The sequence below is a fragment of the Pseudomonas sp. NFX1 genome (assembly GCF_051123555.1).
Taxonomy (GTDB): Bacteria; Pseudomonadota; Gammaproteobacteria; order Pseudomonadales; family Pseudomonadaceae; genus Aquipseudomonas; species Aquipseudomonas capeferrum.
Genome location: NZ_CP169366.1, coordinates 2,651,437 through 2,670,476, shown reverse-complemented (window position 1 = coordinate 2,670,476; position 19,040 = coordinate 2,651,437). Strand labels below are relative to the sequence as shown.

The 19,040-nt window shown below is 62.2% G+C and carries 22 protein-coding genes and 1 tRNA gene; 9 read left to right on the top strand and 14 right to left on the bottom strand.

Going from position 1 to position 19,040, the window contains the following annotated elements:
* Positions 1-98: 98 nt before the first annotated feature.
* The 3 genes from infA to aat form a co-directional block, all read right to left on the bottom strand.
* Positions 99-317, bottom strand: a complete 219-nt coding sequence (gene infA / locus DJ563_RS12030; protein ID WP_002553999.1) for a translation initiation factor IF-1 — start codon at positions 315-317, stop codon at positions 99-101.
* 102 nt (positions 318-419) lie between these two features.
* A complete protein-coding gene (locus DJ563_RS12025) occupies positions 420-1,127 on the bottom strand; it encodes an arginyltransferase (RefSeq protein ID WP_033696734.1) in 708 nt (235 codons plus the stop codon).
* Positions 1,128-1,184: 57 nt separating this feature from the next.
* The gene (aat, locus tag DJ563_RS12020; protein WP_047581837.1) at positions 1,185-1,865 is read right to left on the bottom strand and encodes a leucyl/phenylalanyl-tRNA--protein transferase; all 681 of its coding nucleotides are present in this window, start codon (positions 1,863-1,865) and stop codon (positions 1,185-1,187) included.
* A 403-nt stretch (positions 1,866-2,268) separates the two neighbouring features.
* Between aat and DJ563_RS12015 the strand changes: the two genes are divergently transcribed.
* The 6 genes from DJ563_RS12015 (at position 2,269) to cysG (ending at position 9,792) form a co-directional block, all read left to right on the top strand.
* Complete coding sequence (locus DJ563_RS12015) at positions 2,269-4,695, top strand: DNA translocase FtsK (protein ID WP_274098602.1); 2,427 nt, start codon at positions 2,269-2,271, stop codon at positions 4,693-4,695.
* Positions 4,696-4,756: 61 nt separating this feature from the next.
* Positions 4,757-5,380 carry an outer membrane lipoprotein chaperone LolA gene (gene lolA / locus DJ563_RS12010; protein WP_434519592.1) on the top strand — a complete coding sequence of 208 codons (624 nt, stop codon included), beginning with the start codon at positions 4,757-4,759 and terminating at the stop codon, positions 5,378-5,380.
* 12 nt (positions 5,381-5,392) lie between these two features.
* A complete protein-coding gene (locus tag DJ563_RS12005) occupies positions 5,393-6,718 on the top strand; it encodes a replication-associated recombination protein A (protein WP_033696740.1) in 1,326 nt (441 codons plus the stop codon).
* Positions 6,715-7,089: a fluoride efflux transporter CrcB gene (gene crcB / locus DJ563_RS12000; protein WP_274098603.1), complete on the top strand. Its 375-nt coding sequence runs from the start codon at positions 6,715-6,717 to the stop codon at positions 7,087-7,089. Before DJ563_RS12005 ends, crcB begins: the two co-directional genes overlap by 4 nt.
* 30 nt (positions 7,090-7,119) lie before the next feature.
* Positions 7,120-8,400, top strand: a complete 1,281-nt coding sequence (serS, locus tag DJ563_RS11995) for a serine--tRNA ligase (protein ID WP_033696744.1) — start codon at positions 7,120-7,122, stop codon at positions 8,398-8,400.
* Entirely contained in the window at positions 8,401-9,792 is a 1,392-nt protein-coding gene (cysG, locus tag DJ563_RS11990; protein ID WP_434519591.1) for a siroheme synthase CysG, read from the top strand.
* A gap of 34 nt (positions 9,793-9,826) precedes the next feature.
* On the opposite strand, the gene DJ563_RS11985 is transcribed toward cysG, so the two are convergent.
* The 8 genes from DJ563_RS11985 to DJ563_RS11950 all read right to left on the bottom strand — a co-directional run bounded on the left by DJ563_RS11985 (position 9,827) and on the right by DJ563_RS11950 (position 15,622).
* On the bottom strand, positions 9,827-10,789 hold the full coding sequence (locus DJ563_RS11985) for a glutathione S-transferase family protein (RefSeq protein ID WP_434519590.1): 963 nt from the start codon (positions 10,787-10,789) through the stop codon (positions 9,827-9,829).
* A 95-nt stretch (positions 10,790-10,884) separates the two neighbouring features.
* Positions 10,885-11,886 (bottom strand): glycosyl transferase family protein, encoded by a 1,002-nt coding sequence (locus tag DJ563_RS11980; RefSeq protein WP_434519589.1) that lies wholly within the window; start codon positions 11,884-11,886, stop codon positions 10,885-10,887.
* Entirely contained in the window at positions 11,883-12,218 is a 336-nt protein-coding gene (locus DJ563_RS11975) for a TusE/DsrC/DsvC family sulfur relay protein (RefSeq protein WP_186660134.1), read from the bottom strand. Before DJ563_RS11975 ends, DJ563_RS11980 begins: the two co-directional genes overlap by 4 nt.
* Complete coding sequence (tusB, locus tag DJ563_RS11970) at positions 12,215-12,511, bottom strand: sulfurtransferase complex subunit TusB (protein WP_274099439.1); 297 nt, start codon at positions 12,509-12,511, stop codon at positions 12,215-12,217. Before tusB ends, DJ563_RS11975 begins: the two co-directional genes overlap by 4 nt.
* A complete protein-coding gene (gene tusC / locus DJ563_RS11965) occupies positions 12,511-12,870 on the bottom strand; it encodes a sulfurtransferase complex subunit TusC (RefSeq protein WP_033696752.1) in 360 nt (119 codons plus the stop codon). The genes tusB and tusC overlap by 1 nt, the downstream gene beginning before the upstream one ends.
* A gap of 1 nt (position 12,871) precedes the next feature.
* On the bottom strand, positions 12,872-13,264 hold the full coding sequence (gene tusD / locus DJ563_RS11960; RefSeq protein WP_033696753.1) for a sulfurtransferase complex subunit TusD: 393 nt from the start codon (positions 13,262-13,264) through the stop codon (positions 12,872-12,874).
* Positions 13,265-13,381: 117 nt separating this feature from the next.
* Positions 13,382-14,761 carry a nucleobase:cation symporter-2 family protein gene (locus DJ563_RS11955; RefSeq protein ID WP_033696754.1) on the bottom strand — a complete coding sequence of 460 codons (1,380 nt, stop codon included), beginning with the start codon at positions 14,759-14,761 and terminating at the stop codon, positions 13,382-13,384.
* A gap of 189 nt (positions 14,762-14,950) precedes the next feature.
* Positions 14,951-15,622: a Bax inhibitor-1/YccA family protein gene (locus DJ563_RS11950; protein ID WP_033696755.1), complete on the bottom strand. Its 672-nt coding sequence runs from the start codon at positions 15,620-15,622 to the stop codon at positions 14,951-14,953.
* Positions 15,623-15,755: 133 nt separating this feature from the next.
* Between DJ563_RS11950 and DJ563_RS11945 the strand changes: the two genes are divergently transcribed.
* A tRNA-Ser gene (locus DJ563_RS11945) sits at positions 15,756-15,843 on the top strand.
* 134 nt (positions 15,844-15,977) lie between these two features.
* Here the strand turns inward: DJ563_RS11945 and DJ563_RS11940 are convergent.
* Both DJ563_RS11940 and DJ563_RS11935 read right to left on the bottom strand, forming a co-directional pair.
* Positions 15,978-16,157: a hypothetical protein gene (locus DJ563_RS11940; protein WP_033696799.1), complete on the bottom strand. Its 180-nt coding sequence runs from the start codon at positions 16,155-16,157 to the stop codon at positions 15,978-15,980.
* Between the two features lie 208 nt (positions 16,158-16,365).
* Entirely contained in the window at positions 16,366-16,551 is a 186-nt protein-coding gene (locus DJ563_RS11935) for a hypothetical protein (RefSeq protein WP_274099440.1), read from the bottom strand.
* A gap of 402 nt (positions 16,552-16,953) precedes the next feature.
* Between DJ563_RS11935 and DJ563_RS11930 the strand changes: the two genes are divergently transcribed.
* A complete protein-coding gene (locus tag DJ563_RS11930) occupies positions 16,954-17,307 on the top strand; it encodes an SH3 domain-containing protein (RefSeq protein WP_434519588.1) in 354 nt (117 codons plus the stop codon).
* 414 nt (positions 17,308-17,721) lie between these two features.
* Entirely contained in the window at positions 17,722-17,916 is a 195-nt protein-coding gene (locus DJ563_RS11925; protein ID WP_274099442.1) for a hypothetical protein, read from the top strand.
* 131 nt (positions 17,917-18,047) lie between these two features.
* Here the strand turns inward: DJ563_RS11925 and DJ563_RS11920 are convergent, their stop codons facing one another.
* On the bottom strand, positions 18,048-18,953 hold the full coding sequence (locus tag DJ563_RS11920) for a LysR family transcriptional regulator (RefSeq protein WP_274099443.1): 906 nt from the start codon (positions 18,951-18,953) through the stop codon (positions 18,048-18,050).
* Positions 18,954-19,040 lie beyond the last annotated feature (87 nt).

The window sequence follows — 19,040 nt, the reverse complement described above, 5'->3', positions numbered from 1 at the left end:
AGGAGCGGCCTTGCGTCGCGAAAGGAGGGCAAAGCCCTCCCAGTTCTTCAACCCAAAAAAAAGCCCGGCACATGGCCGGGCTTTTTCATGGCTTGGGCTTAGCGCGCACGGTAAGTGATGCGGCCTTTGCTCAGGTCGTAAGGTGTCAGTTCGACGCGGACCTTGTCGCCAGTGAGAATACGAATGTAGTTCTTGCGCATCTTTCCGGAGATGTGCGCGGTTACGACGTGCCCGTTTTCCAACTCCACGCGGAACATGGTGTTGGGCAGGGTGTCGACGACAGTACCTTCCATTTCGAAGCTGTCTTCTTTCGACATGCAGTTGAGCCCTCGGTGTCCAGTGTTGGCCCGACGCATAACCGCACCGGGCAAAAAAGTGGCGTGGATTATGCCGGAAAATAGTGTTTCAAGCCAATGCTTTCAGTTGAGGGTGACCCAGCGCTGGTTGATCAGCAGCTCGATGGGGCGATACTGCGTCTTGTAGTTCATCTTCTTGCAGTTCTTGATCCAGTAACCGAGGTAAACCGCCTCAAGATTCTGGCGCAGGGCTTCGGTGATCTGCCAGAGGATGGCGAAACGGCCCAGGCTGCGGCGCTCTTCATCGGGCTCGTAGAAGGTGTACACCGCCGACAGGCCGTTAGGCAGCAGGTCGCACACCGCCACCGCCAGCAGGCGCCCCGCCAGGCGGAACTCGTAGAACCAGCAGAACGGCAGGTCGCGCACCAGGAAGGTGGAGAACTGGTCGCGGCTGGGCGGGTACATGTCGCCGTCGGCGTGACGGGTCTCGATGTAGCGCCGGTACAGGTCGAAGTACTCTTCCTTGAATGCCGGGCGTGCCGCAGTCACGGTCAGGTCGGCGTTGCGCTTGAGGATGCGGCGCTGCTGGCGGTTGGGGATGAAGCGCGCTGTTGGAATGCGCGCCGGCACGCAGGCATTGCAGTTTTGGCAATGGGGGCGGTAGAGGTGATCGCCGCTGCGCCGAAAACCCATTTCAGACAGGTCGGCATAGACGTTCACGTCCATCGGCTGGCTGGGGTCGAGAAACAGCGTGGTGGCCTGCTCCTCGGGCAGGTAGCTGCAGGAGTGGGGCTGAGTGGCATAGAACTTCAACCGCGCCAACTCTGTCATGATCAACCCCTTCGGTGAGACTTTGCCTTTAAGTGTAAGCCAGCTCTGGGAACTCGCCTAGGGAACCCAGGTGGCGCTGTTGGGCTGGTCAAGGTAACGCGCGAGGTACCCGGCAAACTCGGCGCGGCTGATGGCGCGGGCGCCAAGGCTGTGCAGGTGATTGGTCGGCATCTGGCAGTCGATCAGGACAAAACCGGCCTGGCGCAGGTGCGTGACCAGCGTGACGAAGCCGACCTTGGAGGCATTGTCGGCACGGCTGAACATCGACTCGCCGAAGAACAGGCGGCCCATCGCCAGGCCATACAGGCCGCCGACCAGCTCGCCGTCCTGGCGCACTTCCACTGAATGGGCGTGGCCGCGACGGTGCAGCTCGCAGTAGGCGGCGCGCATGGTGTCGGTGATCCAGGTGCCGTCGGCATAGTCGCGGGGTGCGGCACAGGCGGCGATCACGGCGGCGAAGTCGGTGTCGAAGGTGACCTGGTAGTGGCCCTGGCGGATGAACTTGGCCAGCGAGCGCGAGACGTGCAGCTCATCTGGCAACAGCACCGTGCGGGGGTTGGGTGACCACCAGAGGATCGGCTGGCCCTCCTGGTACCAAGGGAAGCAGCCATGGCGGTAGGCCTGCACCAGGCGTTCGGGGCTCAGGTCGCCGCCGGCGGCGAGCAGGCCGTTGGGTTCGTGCAGGGCCTTTTCCAGGGGCGGGAAGGTCAGCGAGTCGCGGGTCAGCCAGGTGAGCATGGTCTATTGTGCGGTGGGGGAGGGGAGCGGCCAGCATGGCGCGGCTGAAAAGCAGGGTCAATCGCTGTCGTTCATTCGCCAAGGTACGGGCAACCGTTTAGGTAATTTCCTACACATTCATGAGGCCACAGGCACCATCCGGGACATTTGCTGTCATACCTGTGCAAAAACACAGCATAAGCCTTTGTCACAAAAGAAAATGCATGCTCAAATTGCAGCTAAGTGAAAGTAGCCCCCTCAAGCCCATGTGCGGCGCGCCGTCATGGCGGCTGACGGGCAGTAATGTTAAAAGTAGTGGTTCATTGGCCATGCATTGGCCGATCACTATTGGACGCGCAGCACGCGCAGGAATAGACGCGTTTTGAAGAAATCCACCGCAACTCCAGCTCCCTTGCCAGTGCCCATGTGGCGGCAGCAGCTGCACTATCGCCTGAAGGAAGGTGCGTTGATCGCCGTCGGCGCCATGTGCCTGTATCTGTGGATGGCGCTGCTGACCTACGACACGTCCGACCCTGGCTTCAGCCACACCAGCAACGTCGACCAGGTGCAGAACGCCGCCGGGCGAGCAGGGGCCTACTTCGCCGACATCCTGTTCATGGTGCTGGGCTACTTCGCCTACATCTTCCCGCTGCTGCTGGCGATCAAGACCTTGCAGATCTTCCGCGAACGCCACCAGGCCTGGGAATGGAGCGGCTGGCTGTTCTCCTGGCGGCTCATCGGGCTGGTGTTCCTGGTGCTGTCGGGCGCGGCCCTGGCGCATATCCATTTCCACCCGCCGGCGAGCATCCCGTTCTCTGCCGGGGGCGCCCTGGGCGAAAGCCTGGGCGAGCTGGCGCGCAACCTGCTGAACGTGCAGGGCAGCACGCTGATGTTCATTGCCTTGTTCCTGTTTGGCCTGACGGTGTTCACCGACCTGTCCTGGTTCAAGGTGATGGACCTTACCGGCAAGATCACCCTCGACCTGTTCGAACTGGTGCAAGGCGCCGCCAACCGCTGGTGGGAAGCCCGCAACGAGCGCAAGCGCCTGGAGGCGCAGTTGCGCGAGGTCGATGAACCTGACTTCGGCGCGGCGCCCATGGTGGCCCAGAAGCGCGACCCGGCCAAGCCACAGCTGCGCGAGCGCAGCGTCGAGCGTGACGATGTGCCCGCCCGGCCTGTAGCCGCGCCGCCTGCTGCGCCGCGTGAACCCGTGGTGGCGCGTGAGGCCGTGGTGCCCCGCGAGCAACCTGCGGCCCCGGTAATCGTCCCGCCCGCGCCGGCCAAGGCGCCGGAACCGAGCAAGCGGGTGATGAAGGAGAAGCAGGCGCCGCTGTTCGTCGACAGCGCCGTGGAAGGCACGTTGCCGTCCATTTCCATCCTCGACCCGGCCGAGCAGAAGAAGATCGAGTACTCGCCAGAATCCCTGGCCGGCGTCGGCCAGCTGCTGGAAATCAAGCTCAAGGAATTCGGCGTGGAAGTCTCGGTGGACTCCATCCACCCAGGCCCGGTCATTACCCGTTACGAGATCCAGCCAGCGGCCGGGGTAAAGGTCAGCCGTATCGCCAACCTGGCCAAGGACCTGGCGCGCTCACTGGCAGTGACCAGCGTACGGGTGGTCGAGGTGATCCCGGGCAAAACCACTGTGGGTATCGAGATCCCCAACGAAAACCGGCAGATGGTGCGCTTCTCCGAAGTGTTGTCGTCGCCGCTGTTCGACGAATCCAAATCACCGGTCGCGCTGGCCCTGGGCCACGACATCGGCGGCAAGCCGGTCATCACCGACCTGGCCAAGATGCCGCACCTGCTGGTCGCCGGTACCACTGGCTCCGGTAAGTCGGTGGGTGTGAACGCGATGATCCTGTCGATCCTGTTCAAGTCCGGGCCCGAAGATGCGCGGCTGATCATGATCGACCCGAAGATGCTCGAACTGTCGATCTACGAAGGCATTCCGCACCTGCTGTGCCCGGTGGTCACCGACATGAAGGATGCCGCCAACGCGCTGCGCTGGAGCGTTGCCGAGATGGAGCGGCGTTACAAACTGATGGCCGCCATGGGTGTGCGTAACCTGGCCGGCTTCAACCGCAAGATCAAGGATGCCCAGGAGGCAGGCGAGGTCATTCACGACCCGCTGTACCGCCGCGAGAGCATGGACGACGAGCCGCCAGCGCTGAAGACCCTGCCGACCATCGTGGTAGTGGTCGACGAGTTTGCCGACATGATGATGATCGTCGGCAAGAAGGTCGAAGAGCTGATCGCCCGTATCGCCCAGAAGGCGCGGGCTGCCGGTATTCACCTGATCCTCGCCACCCAGCGTCCGTCGGTTGACGTGATCACTGGCCTGATCAAGGCCAACATCCCGACCCGCATGGCGTTCCAGGTGTCGAGCAAGATCGACTCGCGCACCATCATCGACCAGGGCGGTGCAGAGCAGTTGCTCGGCCACGGTGACATGCTCTACATGCCGCCGGGCACCAGCCTGCCGATTCGTGTGCATGGCGCGTTCGTTTCCGACGACGAAGTGCACCGCACGGTTGAGGCCTGGAAGCTACGTGGCGCGCCGGACTACAACGACGACATCCTCAACGGCGTCGAAGAGGCCGGCAGCGGCTTCGAAGGCGGTGGTGGTGGCGGTGACGGCGACGATTCGGAAAGCGATGCGCTGTATGATGAGGCGGTGCAATTCGTGCTGGAAAGCCGTCGTGCCTCCATTTCGGCGGTGCAGCGCAAGCTGAAGATCGGCTACAACCGCGCCGCACGCATGATCGAGGCGATGGAGATGGCCGGCGTGGTCACCCCCATGAACAGCAACGGCTCGCGGGAAGTGATTGCCCCAGGCGGCCCGCGCGATTGATGAACACATTGCCGGGCGCCTCGAGGGCGCCTGGTTCATAGACTGCCCTACGAGGATTTCCATGCGCGCGATTCGCATGCTGTTGGTTTCTGCCCTGGCCATGGGCTCTGTGCCGGCCCACGCCGGCGAGCTGGACGTAAAGCGCCTGACCCAGTTGCTGGAAAAGTCGCAAACCATCGATGCCAAGTTCTCTCAACTGACGTTGGGCGCCGATGGCACCAGCCTGCAGGAAACTGCCGGGCAGATGACCGTGAAGCGTCCGGGCCTTTTCTACTGGCACACCGATGCCCCGCAGGAGCAGGTGGTGGTGTCCGATGGCAAGATGGTCACCCTGTGGGACCCGGACCTGGAACAGGCCACCATCAAGAAACTCGATGTACGCCTGAACCAGACCCCGGCGCTGTTGCTGTCCGGTGACGTGTCGAAGATCAGCCAGAGCTTCGATATCGACTCCAAGGAGCAGGGCGAAGTGATGGACTTCACCTTGAAGCCGAAAACCAAGGACACCCTGTTCGACTCGCTGCGTGTTTCGTTCCGCAAGGGCCTGATCAATGACATGCAACTGATCGACAGCGTCGGCCAGCGCACCAACATCCTGTTCACCGGGGTGAAGGCCAACCAGGCGGTGCCGGACAGCAAGTTCAAGTTCGATGTCCCGAAAGGCGCGGACATCATCCAGGAGTAAGCGGAGCCCGTGATGGACCTGTTTCGAAGCGAACCCGTCGCCCAGCCCCTGGCTGCTCGCCTGCGCCCGTCCAACCTGGACGAGTACGTCGGCCAGGAGCACCTGCTGGCGCGCGGCAAGCCGCTGCGCGAGGCGCTGGAGCAGGGGGCTTTGCACTCGATGATCTTCTGGGGCCCGCCCGGGGTCGGCAAGACCACCCTGGCGCGGTTGCTGGCGCAGTTCTGTGATGCCCACTTCGAAACCGTCTCGGCGGTGCTGGCGGGGGTCAAGGAAATTCGCCAGGCGGTCGAGGTGGCCAAGCAGCAGGCGGCCCAGTATGGCCGTCGGACCATCCTGTTCGTCGACGAAGTGCACCGCTTCAACAAGTCCCAGCAGGACGCTTTTCTGCCCTATGTGGAAGACGGCACGCTGATCTTCATCGGCGCCACCACTGAAAACCCCTCCTTTGAGCTGAACAACGCCTTGCTCTCGCGGGCGCGGGTGTATGTGCTCAAGAGCCTGGACGAGCCGGCCCTGCGCAAGTTGGTCGACCGGGCCCTCAGCGAGGAGCGCGGCCTGGGCCAGCACAACCTGCGGGTTGGCGACGAGGCCTTCAAGATGCTCATGGCTGCCGCCGACGGCGATGGCCGACGCATGCTCAATTTTCTCGAAAATGCCTCGGACCTGGCTGAAGATGGCAGCGAAATTGCTGTCGAGCTGCTGCAAAGCCTGCTCGGCGACAGCCGCCGCCGCTTCGATAAAGGTGGCGAGGCGTTCTATGACCAGATCTCGGCGCTGCACAAGTCGGTGCGCGGCTCCAACCCCGATGCGGCCTTGTACTGGTTCGCGCGCATGCTCGATGGTGGCTGCGACCCGCTGTACATCGCCCGCCGCGTGGTGCGCATGGCCAGCGAAGACATCGGCAACGCTGACCCTCGTGCCTTGAGCCTGTGCCTGTCGGCCTGGGACGTGCAAGAGCGCCTGGGCAGTCCCGAGGGTGAGCTGGCAGTCGCCCAGGCCATCACCTATATCGCCTGCGCGCCGAAGAGCAACGCTGTGTACATGGGCTTCAAGACCGCCCTGCGCGAGGCCGCCGAGCACGGCTCGTTGGAGGTGCCGCTGCACCTGCGCAACGCCCCGACCAAATTGATGAAGCAACTGGGCTATGGCGATGAGTACCGCTACGCCCATGACGAGCCCGATGCCTACGCGGCGGGTGAAGATTACTTCCCCGACCAGCTTGAACCCCGCCAGTACTACCAGCCCGTCCCCCGTGGCCTGGAGCTGAAGATCGGCGAGAAGCTTCGGCACCTGGCCGAGCTGGACCGCAGCAGCCCCCGGCAACGGAGAAAACCGTGATTGCACTGATCGCCGCCGTCAGTGCGGGCGGTGTCGCGGGCACGTTGCTGCGCTTTGCCACTGCAAACTGGGTGGTTGCCCACTGGCCACGGCACTTCTATCTCGGTACGCTGGCGGTCAACCTGATCGGCTGCATGCTGATCGGCCTGCTCTACGGCCTGTTCTTGCACAAGCCGATGGTGCCGGCCGAGCTGCGCGCCGGGCTGATGGTCGGCTTTCTTGGCGGCTTGACGACGTTTTCCTCTTTTTCGCTCGATACCGTACGCCTCATGGAAAGCGGGCAGATGCCCCTGGCTTTGGGCTATACCGGTATCAGCGTGGTGGGCGGGCTGCTCGCGACCTGGGCCGGCCTGTCCCTGACCCGATTCTGAACCAACACTTACATATAACGAGAGAACGATATGCTCGATTCCAAACTGTTACGCGGCCAACTTCAGGAAGTGGCGGATCGCCTGGCCTCCCGTGGCTTCAGCCTGGATGTCGCGCGCATCGAATCACTGGAAGAGCGCCGCAAGGCGGTGCAGACCCGTACCGAGCAGCTGCAGGCCGAGCGCAACGCCCGCTCCAAGTCCATCGGCCAGGCCAAGGCCAAAGGCGAGGACATCGCGCCGCTGATGGCCGATGTCGAGCGCATGGCCAATGAACTGGCCGCCGGCAAGGTCGAACTGGATGGCATCCAGGCTGAACTGGACGCCATCCTGCTGACCATCCCCAACCTGCCGGACGCCAGCGTGCCGGTCGGCGCCAGCGAAGACGACAACGTCGAAGTGCGCCGTTGGGGCACGCCGACAGCGTTCGACTTCGAGATCAAGGACCACGTTGCCCTGGGCGAGGTCAGCGGTGGCCTGGACTTCGAAGCCGCTGCCAAGCTGTCTGGCGCACGCTTTGCCGTGCTGCGTGGCCCGATCGCCCGCCTGCACCGCGCCCTGGCGCAGTTCATGATCAACCTGCACACCGGCGAGCACGGCTACGAAGAGCACTACACCCCGTACCTGGTACAGGCACCGGCCCTGCAGGGTACCGGCCAGTTGCCCAAGTTCGAGGAAGACCTGTTCAAGATCACCCGTGAAGGCGAAGCCGACTTCTACCTGATCCCGACGGCCGAGGTTTCGCTGACCAACCTGGTCGCGGGTGAAATCCTCGATGCCAAGCAACTGCCGCTCAAGCTGGTCGCCCACACCCCGTGCTTCCGCAGTGAAGCCGGCGCTTCGGGCCGTGATACCCGCGGCATGATCCGCCAGCACCAGTTCGACAAGGTCGAGATGGTGCAGGTGGTCGAGCCGTCCAAGTCGATGGAAGCCCTGGAAGGCCTGACAGGCAACGCCGAGCGTGTGCTGCAACTGCTGGAGCTGCCGTACCGCGTATTGGCGCTGTGCACCGGCGACATGGGCTTTGGTGCGGTGAAGACCTACGACCTGGAAGTGTGGGTGCCAAGCCAGGACAAGTACCGCGAGATCAGCTCCTGCTCCAACTGCGGTGACTTCCAGGCCCGTCGCATGCAAGCCCGCTGGCGCAACCCGGAAACCGGCAAGCCAGAGCTGGTGCACACCCTCAACGGCTCTGGCCTGGCGGTAGGCCGCACCCTGGTGGCGGTCCTTGAGAACTATCAGCAGGCCGACGGTTCTATCCGTGTGCCAGAGGTGCTCAAACCGTACATGGGTGGCGTCGAGGTCATCCGCTAAATGGATTACCTGCCACTGTTCCACAAGCTGCAGGGCGGCCGGGTACTGGTTGTCGGTGGCGGTGAAATTGCCTTGCGCAAGGCGCGCCTGCTGGCTGATGCCGGCGCCGCGCTGCGCGTGGTGGCGCCCGAGGTTGATGGCCAGTTGGCTGCATTGGCCCGGGAAGGTGGCGGTGAGGTGCTGGTGCGGGGGTATCAGGCGTCCGACCTGGTCGGTTGCCGGCTGGTGATCGCGGCCACCGACGACCCTGGGCTCAACGCCCAGGTGTCGGCCGATGCCCAGTCGCTCAACCTGCCGGTCAATGTGGTGGATGCGCCGGCCCTGTGCACGGTGATCTTCCCGGCCATCGTCGACCGCTCGCCGTTGGTGGTGGCCGTCTCCAGTGGCGGTGATGCGCCGGTCTTGGCGCGCTTGATTCGCGCCAAGCTGGAGGCGTGGATCCCCTCGGCGTACGGCGAGCTGGCCGGGTTGGCCGCGCGTTTCCGGCACCAGGTCAAACGCCTGTACCCGGACGTCAACCAGCGTCGCGGTTTCTGGGAAAACGTATTCCAGGGCCCGGTTGCCGAGCGCCAGCTGGCCGGGCAGGGCGCGGAGGCCGAGCGCTTGTTGCAGGCGATGGTCGATGGTGCACCGGTGCAACAGGGCGGTGAGGTGTATCTGGTGGGCGCGGGGCCGGGCGATCCGGACTTGCTGACCTTCCGTGCCTTGCGCCTGATGCAGCAGGCCGACGTGGTGCTGTACGACCGCCTGGTGGCCCCGGCCATCATCGAGATGTGCCGACGTGATGCCGAGCGTATCTACGTGGGCAAGCGCCGCGCCGAGCATGCGGTGCCGCAGGACCAGATCAACCGTCTGCTGGTCGACCTGGCCAAGCAGGGCAAGCGCGTGCTGCGGCTCAAGGGTGGCGATCCGTTCATCTTTGGGCGGGGTGGCGAGGAGATCGAAGAACTGGCCGAGCAGGGCATCCCGTTCCAGGTGGTACCGGGTATCACTGCGGCCAGTGGTTGCTCTGCCTACGGCGGCATCCCGCTGACCCATCGCGATTATGCGCAGTCGGTGCGCTTCGTGACCGGGCACCTGAAGGACGGGACCAGTAACCTGCCTTGGAATGACCTAGTGGCGCCGAACCAGACTCTGGTGTTCTACATGGGGCTGGTGGGCTTGCCGACCATTTGCGCCGAGCTGATTCGTCATGGGCGTGCGGCCAGCACACCTGCGGCGCTGGTGCAGCAGGGGACAACGCGTAATCAGCGGGTGTTCACCGGTACCCTGGCGGATTTGCCGGGCCTGGTCGCCCAGCATGAAGTGCATGCGCCGACCCTGGTGATCGTCGGGGAAGTGGTGCAGTTGCGTGAAAAGCTGGCTTGGTTTGAAGGGTCGCAACAAAGCTGAAATCGAACGGGGCCGCTTTGCGGCCCCGGCGTTATCAGCTATTAAGCCATATCCCACGCCCCGCCAAACGCTCCCGATCATGCGCCAGGCCAAACTCCTGCAGCGGCCCCTTGGGCACGATCCCATTCGGGTTGATGGTCTTGTGGCTCATGTAATAGTGCTTCTGGATGTGCTCCATATCCACCGTCTGCGCCACCCCTGGCCACTGGTACAGCTCGCGCAGCCAGTTTGACAGGTTCGGGTAATCGGCCAGGCGCCGCAGGTTGCACTTGAAGTGCCCGTGATACACCGCGTCGAAGCGCACCAGCGTGGTGAACAGGCGCACATCGGCCTCGGTAAGGTACTCACCGGCCAGGTACCGCTGGCGGCTCAGCAGCGCTTCCAGATGATCCAGCTCATTGAACACCTCGTCGAATGCCGCTTCGTACGCGTCCTGCGTCGTGGCGAAACCTGCGCGGTATACGCCATTGTTCACCGCCGGGTAGATCCGCTCGTTCAGTGCGTCGATCGTTGGGCGCAACGGCTCGGGGTACAGGTCCAGGCGGTTTCCGGTCAACTCGTCGAAGGCACTGTTGAAGATGCGGATGATCTCGGACGATTCGTTGTTGACGATGCGCTTCTCTTTCTTGTCCCAGAGTACCGGCACGGTGACACGCCCGGTGTAATGCGGGTCATCCTGGGTATAGCGTTGGTGCAGGAACTCGAGGCCGTCGAGGTGATCGCCGCTGGAGCCCTGTTGCTGGTTGAATGTCCAGCCGTTTTCTTGCATCAACCAGCTCACCACCGACACATCGATAAGCGGCTCCAGGCCCTTGAGCGCACGCACGATCAGGGTGCGGTGGGCCCATGGGCAAGCCAGCGAGACGTACAGGTGATAGCGGCCGGCTTCAGGCGCGGGCAGGGAGTTGCGGCGCTGGGCGTTTTCGCGTTTGAAGGCACCGTCTTTGCCTGTTTCATACCACTGGTCATGCCAGCGGCCGTCGATCAAAAGGCCCATGCTGAGCTCCTCGGAACAAAGTTGTTTGTCGTTGGAGCCCAGTCTAGGGAAAATCGTTCGAACAAATAGCGCAAAGACTCGGGGTCTTTGATCGATTAAATCGATGTGTTGCGTTCGCTCCAGTAACGGCGCGCGGTGGCGAAGGCGTCTTCACGATGCTGGCCAAGGCCGCGCAGGGCCAAAGCCATGGTGGCGACCACCGCCATTTCGCCGTAACTGTCCTCGGCATCACCTTGCCACACGGCAAGCAGCTGCTGCGGTTGCAGGCTAGGCGGTTTGACGTGACGCCGTTCGCTCAGGGCTGGCCATTCTTCATCCCAGGCCTCGCCAGCGGTGGTGCCGTAGAGGTGGCTGATGACGTCGGGGTTGACTTCGATTTCGCCGCCGTCGCCCTTGATCACCACGGCGTGGTCGCCGAGCAGGCGGCTGGCTTCGCGGTGCACCGCCTGGTAGCCCGGGTGGAAGATGCTCTGCAGGCCGCAGCGTGCGCCCAGCGGGTTGAGTACCCGTGCCAGCGAATGAATCGGCGAGCGCAGGCCCAGGGTGTTGCGCAGATCAATCATGCGTTGCAACTGCGGCGCCCAGTCCTGCAGCGGGAAGAACGCCAGGCGGTGCTGGTCGAGCGCGGTACCGACTGCCGACCAGTCACGGCACAGTGGGATGTGCAGCAGTGCAAGCAGTTGTTCGGTGTACATGCGCCCGGCGGTATGGGCGCCGCCACCGTGCATCAGGATACGCACGCCGTTGTTGGCCAGGCACTTGGCGGCCAGCAGGTACCAGGGCAGGTGACGTTTCTTGCCGGCATAGGTGGGCCAGTCCAGGTCCACGGCAATGTGCGGGGCCTGCAGGTGCGCACGCAGGGCCTCGGTGAAGCCGGCCAGCTCCTCGGCGCTTTCTTCCTTGTGGCGTAGCAGCATCAGGAAGGCACCCAGTTGAGCGTCTTCGACCTTGTCCTCCAGCAGCAAGGTCATTGCTGCATGGGCTTCCTCGCGGGTCAGGCCGCGCGCGCCGCGCTTGCCTTTGCCAAGTATGCGCACGAATTCGGCGAACGGGTGTTCGGCGGGGGTTTGCAGGGTGAGCGGGCGTGGTTCGATCATATGCAGTTGGTCGGCTTGGGCAGGCCCGCCAGCTTGGCGGCAAGTTTGGCGGGAGTGCCGTTGAACAGGCGGTTCAGGTGCGCGCTGTTGCCCTTTTCGGGCCCCAGCTTGAGGGCGGTGTACTTGATCAGTGGGCGTGTGGCCGGGGAGAGCTGGAATTCCTGGTAGAACTGGCGCAGCAGTTCGAGGATTGCCCAATGGTCCTCGGTCAACGGGATACCTTCGCGTGCGGCGAGGGCATTGGCAACGGCAGGGGACCAGTCTTGCAGGTCGACCAGAAAGCCGTCTTTGTCCAAGGCAATCGCCTGATCGCCAACGTTGAGGGTACTCATAACCAGCTGTTGACCTTGTCGTAATGCAGTGACAGCTCGACGAATGCGGCGTAGTCCACGGGCGTGGCCAGGTGGTTGGCAACTGCGCGGGCTTGCAGGTCTTCGTCGAGGGCGAACAGGCGCTGGCTGAGGTTTGCGCCCTGCAACAGGCGCTGTGGTTCGCTGCCGGCGTGCAGTGCATAGACCGCATCGCCACACAGCAGCAGTGCATCGTCGGCACCGAGCAGGCGCAGGCAACTGGCCAGCCGGTCGTCACCAAAGGGCGAATGGGCAATTACATGCAGGGTCGTCATCAGAGCGTTACCACCTGGTCGAAACGGGCGATCAATGCAGCCAGGGCCGCATCGTCCAGCACTTGTACGGGCAGTTCCAGGGTGTCGGCTGCCAGGCCGCGCTGGCGCAGGCTGTGGCTGCAGGCGAACAGTGCTTCTACGCCGAACATCGGCAAGGCCTGCAGGTTGGCGCCAAGGTTTTTTTGTTGCAGGGCGGTGGGCTGCTGGCCTGGGGCAAGCTGGAACACACCGTCATCGAGGAACAGCATGCCCAGCGGCAGGTCGAACGCGCCCCCGGCCAATGCGATGTCCAGCGCTTCGCGGGCCGATGGGCCGTTCCAGGGGGCCTGGCGGCTGATGATCAACAAGGACTTGGCCATTTCAATCGCCTCCGAAGCAGATCAGGCGATCGGCACTCTGCGCCGCCTCGTGCAGTTGGCCGAGCCCCGACAGCTCCCAGGGCTTGGGCAGGTTCGCGGCCGGGCGTTGATAGCGGCTGGCCTCGGCTTCGTCGAGCACGCCACGGCGCAGGGCGGCGGCAATGCACACCACAGCGTCCAGTTGGTGGCTGTCGATGAAGGTGCGCCATTGGGCGGCGACATCCAGCTCATCCTGAGGGGTGACCACATTGGCCGAGGCACTGTGTACCCCGTCCTGGTAGAAGAACAGCCGGGCAATCTCATGCCCGCCGGCCAGCACCGCCTCGGCAAAGCGCAGCGCGCGGCGCGAGGAGGGCGCATGGGCCGGGGAAAATACCGCGATAGCGAATTTCATGGACAACTCATGCAAGGGAATGCCGCCATGATAAAGCAAAAAAGCCCATCCCCGCTCATGCAAGGGCCTTGTGGCCTTGCGCAAAGGGGTGGGCTTTTTAGCTGAGGCGCCGAGTGATCAGGCGCGCTCTTTACTCTCTGGCAGGAACCAGTTCAGTACCAAGGCGCAGATACCGCCGGTAGCGACGCCCGACTCCAGTACATTGCGGATCGCCGCTGGCATGTGGGCCAGAAACTCTGGCACCTGAGCCACACCCAGGCCCAGGGCCAGCGATACCGCGATGATCAACAGGGCACGACGGTCCAGCTGAGTGCTGGCCAGAATGTTGATGCCCGAGGCCGCTACCGCGCCGAACATGACCATGGCTGCGCCACCGAGCACCGGCTCCGGTACCGCCTGGATCACCCCGGCAACCGATGGGAACAAGCCCAACAGCACCAGCATGACAGCAATCCAGATGCCGATGTGGCGGCTGGCGATACCGGTCAGCTGGATAACGCCATTGTTCTGGGCAAAGATCGAGCTGGGGAAGGTATTGAACAGGCCAGCCAGCAGCGAGTTGGCGCCGTTGACCAGCACCCCGCCCTTGATCCGTTGCATCCACACCGGGCCTTCGACTGGCTGGCGCGAGACCTTGCTGGTAGCCGTGACGTCACCGATGGCTTCCAGCGACGTCACCAGGTAGATCACCAGCATCGGAATGAACAGCGCCCACGAGAAGCTCAGGCCAAAGTGCAAAGGTGTTGGCACCTGGAACAGCGCGGCCTCGTGCATGCCGGTGAAGTCCAGGCGGCCCAGGTAGCCGGCCAGCGCATAGCCAACCGCCAAGGCGATGACGATGGCGCAGCTGCGCATCCAGACCACAGGGATGCGGTTGAGGATGACAATGATCGCCAGCACCACACCCGACAGCAACAGGTTCTCGCCATTGGCGAAGGTGCCATTGGCCATCGCGCCAAAGCCCCCGCCCATGCTGATCAGGCCGACCTTGATCAAGGTCAGGCCGATCATCAGCACGACGATGCCGGTCACCAGCGGGGTGATCAGGCGTTTGACGAATGGCAGGATGCGCGACACGCCCATTTCCACGAAGGAGCCCGCAATCACCACACCGAAGATGGCTGCCATCACGCCTTCAACCGGCGTGCCTTGCTTTACCATCAACGCGCCACCGGCAATCAGCGGCCCGACGAAGTTGAAGCTGGTGCCTTGGACAATCAGCAGCCCCGCACCGAAGGGCCCGAAGCGCTTGCACTGGACGAAAGTGGCGATACCGGAGATCACCAGCGACATCGACACGATCAGGTTGGTGTCACGCGCCGAAACGCCAAGCGCCTGGCAGATCAACAGGCCAGGCGTGACGATTGGTACGATGATCGCCAGCAGATGCTGCAACGCCGCCAGCAGGCCGATCAGCAGCCGCGGTTTGTCCTCAAGGCCAAGCACCAGTTCATTGGCAGGCGCCGATGCGCCTGGGCTGTGTTCGTGTGAGCTCATTGCACAAGGCTGCCCTGGGAGAAAAAAGGAGCGCATTCTACGGGCTCAGGCGCGTTAGGGGTAGTGGCAAGCACGATGGCAGCATGATCGGTGGCTATTCACCCAATAAGCTGACTTTTAGGTCAATCTTCGCTCATGAAAAAGCCCGCCGAAGCGGGCTTTCCTTTTACTGCATACAACCGATCGCAATCAGTCGTCGCGGCCCATGATGCCGAACAGCTGCAGCAGGCTGACGAACAGGTTGTAGATCGATACATACAGGCTGATGGTCGCCATGATGTAGTTACGCTCACCGCCATGGATGATCGCGCTGGTCTGGAACAGGATGCAGACCGACGAGAACAGCACGAAGCCAGCGCTGATCGCCAGTTGCAGGCCGCTGATCTGGAAGAAGAAGCTGGCAACCACTGCACCCAGCAGCACGAAGAAGCCTGCGGTGATGAAACCGCTGAGGAAACTCATGTCCTTGCGGGTGATCAGCACGTAGGCCGACAGACCACCGAACACCAGCGCGGTCATGGCGAAGGCCGAGCTGACCACTTCAGCGCCACCGGCCATACCCAGGTAGCGGTTGAGGATAGGGCCGAGGATGAAGCCCATGAAGCCGGTGAGGGCAAAGGTGGACACGATGCCCCAGGCCGAATCACGCAGTTTGTTGGTGAGGAAGAACAGCCCGTAGAAGCCGATCAGCACCACGAAAATATTCGGGTAGCCGACACGCATCTGCTGGGCAACGAAGGCCATGACACCGCTGAAGGCGAGGGTGAGTGCCAGCAGGCTGTACGTGTTGCGCAGGACCTTGCTGATCTCCTGCTGCTCGACCTGCTGGCCGTGGTGTACGGCGTAATCCTGTTCGCGCATGGCGACACTCCTTGGTAAACCTGTGGTTTCAGACGTTCAGATGCTAGGAGTCTATCAGAGCTCCTGCAACCGGCGACATAGAGAGTTTGACAGCGTGTTTCATTACGGTATTATGGCGGCCGCAAAACGAGCTGGAAGCGTGGCCGAGTGGTTTAAGGCAACGGTCTTGAAAACCGTCGATGGGCAACTATCCTAGAGTTCGAATCTCTACGCTTCCGCCATATTCAAAGCCCTGATTATTCAGGGCTTTTTGCGTTTTTGGCATGCAAAAATTGTCATCAAGTGCACCCAGTTGGCCGCTGACCGGTCTGCTATGAAGCGATGTTTTCCTAACTGGAATGAGGCAGCAGGCGAGTCAACGTTGGGCTTTTTGCTGCTGCATGCGCTGCAAACGCGAAACCGCGATCTGCACGGCCGCTGCCACGAGGCAGAGCAAGCCGATTTTCCAGCTGCCCTCAAGCCCGAAGTGCTCGGCTAGCTTGCCGGCGATGAGCACGCTAAAGAAGATGGCGGCAGGTAGGATCAATTTATTCATGGGCGCTTCCAACGGCGAATGGCATAAGGCGTACAGGGTACACAATTCGCGTCGTGAAGCTTGGTCATCTTTGCCTGGCTGAACCTTTCGCAGGGTTACTTTTGCGCCAGTTACCGAGAGCCTACGGGGCAGGCGCAGGCATGACCGACGCACCTTTCACCAATGTTCGCCAAGGGCGCGTACCCGCCGTACACGAAAATGCTTGGGCTCACTGCAAAGTTGGCGGTCTGATCGTACCTTGCATAGTGCTCAACACCCTCTCGATGCGCGCAATCTGCTGCGCAAGCTGATCCGCTTCCTTGTCATTGCCTTCCTGCCTCAGGCGGTCACGCGCTCGGCGCAGTGTCAGCAGGTTTTTCTGTAGTTTCAGGGCTGAGGAGTCGAACGGGTCCATGCTTTTCTCATGCGGTAGGCGTCCGTGCCGTTGTAGGAAAACTGGACCGTATCAGCTCGATTTTGCCGATGAAACTGATGTTTCATACAGGGGCCAAGCTGCTGCCTAAAGTTCTCCTACGAATCGCGGGATAAAATCCTACAAATCTTTAATCTGTCCGTTTCAAGAAGTGTGTTTCAGATGGCGCTCAATACTGCGGACTGACGGGTTTTGAAGCGATTTCGAGAGCGCCATCAGTTGCAGCGATCTGCAGCAGGTGCGCCGTGAGCTTCGAAATCTTGTGTAGCAATTACAGGCCCTGAAGCGGGCTGTTGGCGAGGGCAATGGGCCACGGCATTTAGCAAATGCATATCAGACAGCATCTGCTACGATCGCTGGTTTCCCAGGCCAAGGAGAGGCCCCATGCATTACATCGTGATCGAGCCCCATCGCAGCGAGTACCCACGCCCGCTTCGTTTCGCCAAGGGCACGCTGCTGGATATTGGCCCGCGCTATGAGGGTGAGCCGGGCTGGCAGGACTGGTACCTGTGTTCGTGCGCCGGCCAGGAACCAGGTTGGGTGCCGGCCCAGCTCATCGAGCCGATCAGCGTGGGGCGGGGCAGGGCGCTTGATCACTACTCGGCCCATGAACTGGACGCTGACCCTGGGCAATTGGTGCAGATGCTTCGCCCGCTCAATGGCTGGATATGGTGCCAGCGCCATGGCGATGGCGAGCTGGGCTGGTTGCCAGCGGAGAAGCTCAAGCAACTGAGCTGATTCAACTTGATTCGATTAATGCGGCGTATCTGATCTGCTTTTTTTCTGCAAACCTGAATCTGTAACCGTATCAGGCCAGGTACGACAATATGCCCATTCCCCGCATCACACTGTAGAGGTTCCGATGGGCAAGCTGACGCTGTTCCTGGGTGGTTTTCTGCTACTGACCATTCTGATAGGTCTTTTAGGCACCATCCCGCCAAGCTGATATTCACCACACTTCCCCCTCTGCGGCCCGTCTGATTCGCCAGATGGGCCTGCACGTGCGCGACCTTCGCCAACGCCGCCCGACGCCATCGCTTGACCAGCGGTAGCTGCAAGTCATTCTCAAGTGCAAATGGCTCGTGTAGTCTCCCGCCGCCGTCATACGGCCCGCATTGACGGGCCGGTCTTTTGCCTTGGAGTCGAACATACATGGAATGCAAGAAAGGCACTTCAGCCATGCTGGAGTGGCGTTGCCGTTTTCTCGCTGAAGGCTCCCTCGACGAGGAGGGCTACGATGAGGCGCTACGCAGTGCCGGCGCGCTGGAACAGTCGGGAGTGATCAGCACCCTCGAATGGATCGAACTGGTCAAGCTGGCCAATTCGGCGTTGCTGCATGTGCGATAAGTCGTTCTTTGCGCTGGGAAATCTGTCCACAAAAAACGTGGGTAGGTCTGTGGATAAAATGCTGTAAGCCAAGCCGGAAGCGGGCTCTGTTAAATTGAGCAGAATTTGAACAGTCCTTTTCGGTGCTTGGGTCAGGCCGATAGGCCGGCGCGGCGCAGGGCCTGCAACAGCTCACGCACCCGTGCGGGCAACTCGCCAGCGGGGTACACCGCGTGCATTTGTGGGTCCTGGCCTGTGCTTGAAGTCAAGTGGTATTGCGGGCACACCCGCACCAGGCGCCCGGCTTCGACCTGGGCTTCGCCAACCCAGGCTGCCAGGCGCGCGATACCACCCCCTGCCAGGGTGCTGTGGTACACCGCATCGCCCGAATCCAGGCGCAGCCGTGGCGTCGGGCGCAGGCTGGTGATCTGGCCATCACGGCAGAAGTGCCAGGCTTTGAGTATGCGCGGGGCGGTATGCAGAATCAGTGCGTGGTCTTCCAGCTGATCGGGGTGTTGCGGGTTGCCCGCCATGGCCAGGTAACCCGGGCTTGCATAGAGATGGCGGCGGTAGCCCCACAGCGGATAACCGATCAGCTCGCTGGATTGCGGAAAGGCACCGCGCACCACGAAGTCGAATTTATCCAGTAGCGGGTCCAGGGCGGCATCGCTGTACTGCACGTCCAGGGTCACTTGTGGGTGGCGTTGGGAGAACGCGGCGAGTACCCGTGGCAGCACATGTTCACCGAGCAACTGCGGCACGGCAAAACGGATCCAGCCTTGCGCGCTGCCGCTGAGCGCGGCCAGCTCATCGGCTGCATCACGTTGCACATCCAGCAAGCGTTCGGCATGGGGTAAGAAGCGCTCGCCGGCTTCGGTAAGGGTCACGGCATTGGCGTTGCGGTTGAGCAGTTTGCTGCCGGCATTGTCTTCCAGGGTTTGCACCGCACGCGTCACTGCACTGGGTGAACGGCCCAGGGCGCGCGCTGCGGCAACGAAGCTGCGCTTGTGCGCCACACTGACGAACGCCTGAATCTCCCGCAGCATGTCCAATGCCATTGCCTAGCCCTCGTTGCAGTTTTCGCAATGTGGCATTTCAACACAAGTGCGGCACTTTGATTAGCCTTGCAGCCTGACTCACTGCCT

Coding starts and splice junctions, on each gene's coding strand:
- DJ563_RS11980 (WP_434519589.1), bottom strand. CDS start 11,886: ATGATCGAACCACGCCCGCTCACCCTGCAAACCCCCGCCGAACACCCG.
- DJ563_RS11975 (WP_186660134.1), bottom strand. CDS start 12,218: ATGAGTACCCTCAACGTTGGCGATCAGGCGATTGCCTTGGACAAAGAC.
- DJ563_RS11935 (WP_274099440.1), bottom strand. CDS start 16,551: ATGGACCCGTTCGACTCCTCAGCCCTGAAACTACAGAAAAACCTGCTG.
- DJ563_RS11985 (WP_434519590.1), bottom strand. CDS start 10,789: ATGGGCCTTTTGATCGACGGCCGCTGGCATGACCAGTGGTATGAAACA.
- tusC (WP_033696752.1), bottom strand. CDS start 12,870: ATGGCCAAGTCCTTGTTGATCATCAGCCGCCAGGCCCCCTGGAACGGC.
- DJ563_RS12005 (WP_033696740.1), top strand. CDS start 5,393: ATGGACCTGTTTCGAAGCGAACCCGTCGCCCAGCCCCTGGCTGCTCGC.
- infA (WP_002553999.1), bottom strand. CDS start 317: ATGTCGAAAGAAGACAGCTTCGAAATGGAAGGTACTGTCGTCGACACC.
- aat (WP_047581837.1), bottom strand. CDS start 1,865: ATGCTCACCTGGCTGACCCGCGACTCGCTGACCTTCCCGCCCCTGGAA.
- DJ563_RS11925 (WP_274099442.1), top strand. CDS start 17,722: ATGGAATGCAAGAAAGGCACTTCAGCCATGCTGGAGTGGCGTTGCCGT.
- serS (WP_033696744.1), top strand. CDS start 7,120: ATGCTCGATTCCAAACTGTTACGCGGCCAACTTCAGGAAGTGGCGGAT.
- DJ563_RS11920 (WP_274099443.1), bottom strand. CDS start 18,953: ATGGCATTGGACATGCTGCGGGAGATTCAGGCGTTCGTCAGTGTGGCG.
- tusD (WP_033696753.1), bottom strand. CDS start 13,264: ATGAAATTCGCTATCGCGGTATTTTCCCCGGCCCATGCGCCCTCCTCG.
- DJ563_RS12025 (WP_033696734.1), bottom strand. CDS start 1,127: ATGACAGAGTTGGCGCGGTTGAAGTTCTATGCCACTCAGCCCCACTCC.
- cysG (WP_434519591.1), top strand. CDS start 8,401: ATGGATTACCTGCCACTGTTCCACAAGCTGCAGGGCGGCCGGGTACTG.
- DJ563_RS12015 (WP_274098602.1), top strand. CDS start 2,269: ATGTGGCGGCAGCAGCTGCACTATCGCCTGAAGGAAGGTGCGTTGATC.
- DJ563_RS11955 (WP_033696754.1), bottom strand. CDS start 14,761: ATGAGCTCACACGAACACAGCCCAGGCGCATCGGCGCCTGCCAATGAA.
- DJ563_RS11940 (WP_033696799.1), bottom strand. CDS start 16,157: ATGAATAAATTGATCCTACCTGCCGCCATCTTCTTTAGCGTGCTCATC.
- DJ563_RS11930 (WP_434519588.1), top strand. CDS start 16,954: ATGCATTACATCGTGATCGAGCCCCATCGCAGCGAGTACCCACGCCCG.
- tusB (WP_274099439.1), bottom strand. CDS start 12,511: ATGACGACCCTGCATGTAATTGCCCATTCGCCCTTTGGTGACGACCGG.
- lolA (WP_434519592.1), top strand. CDS start 4,757: ATGCGCGCGATTCGCATGCTGTTGGTTTCTGCCCTGGCCATGGGCTCT.
- DJ563_RS11950 (WP_033696755.1), bottom strand. CDS start 15,622: ATGCGCGAACAGGATTACGCCGTACACCACGGCCAGCAGGTCGAGCAG.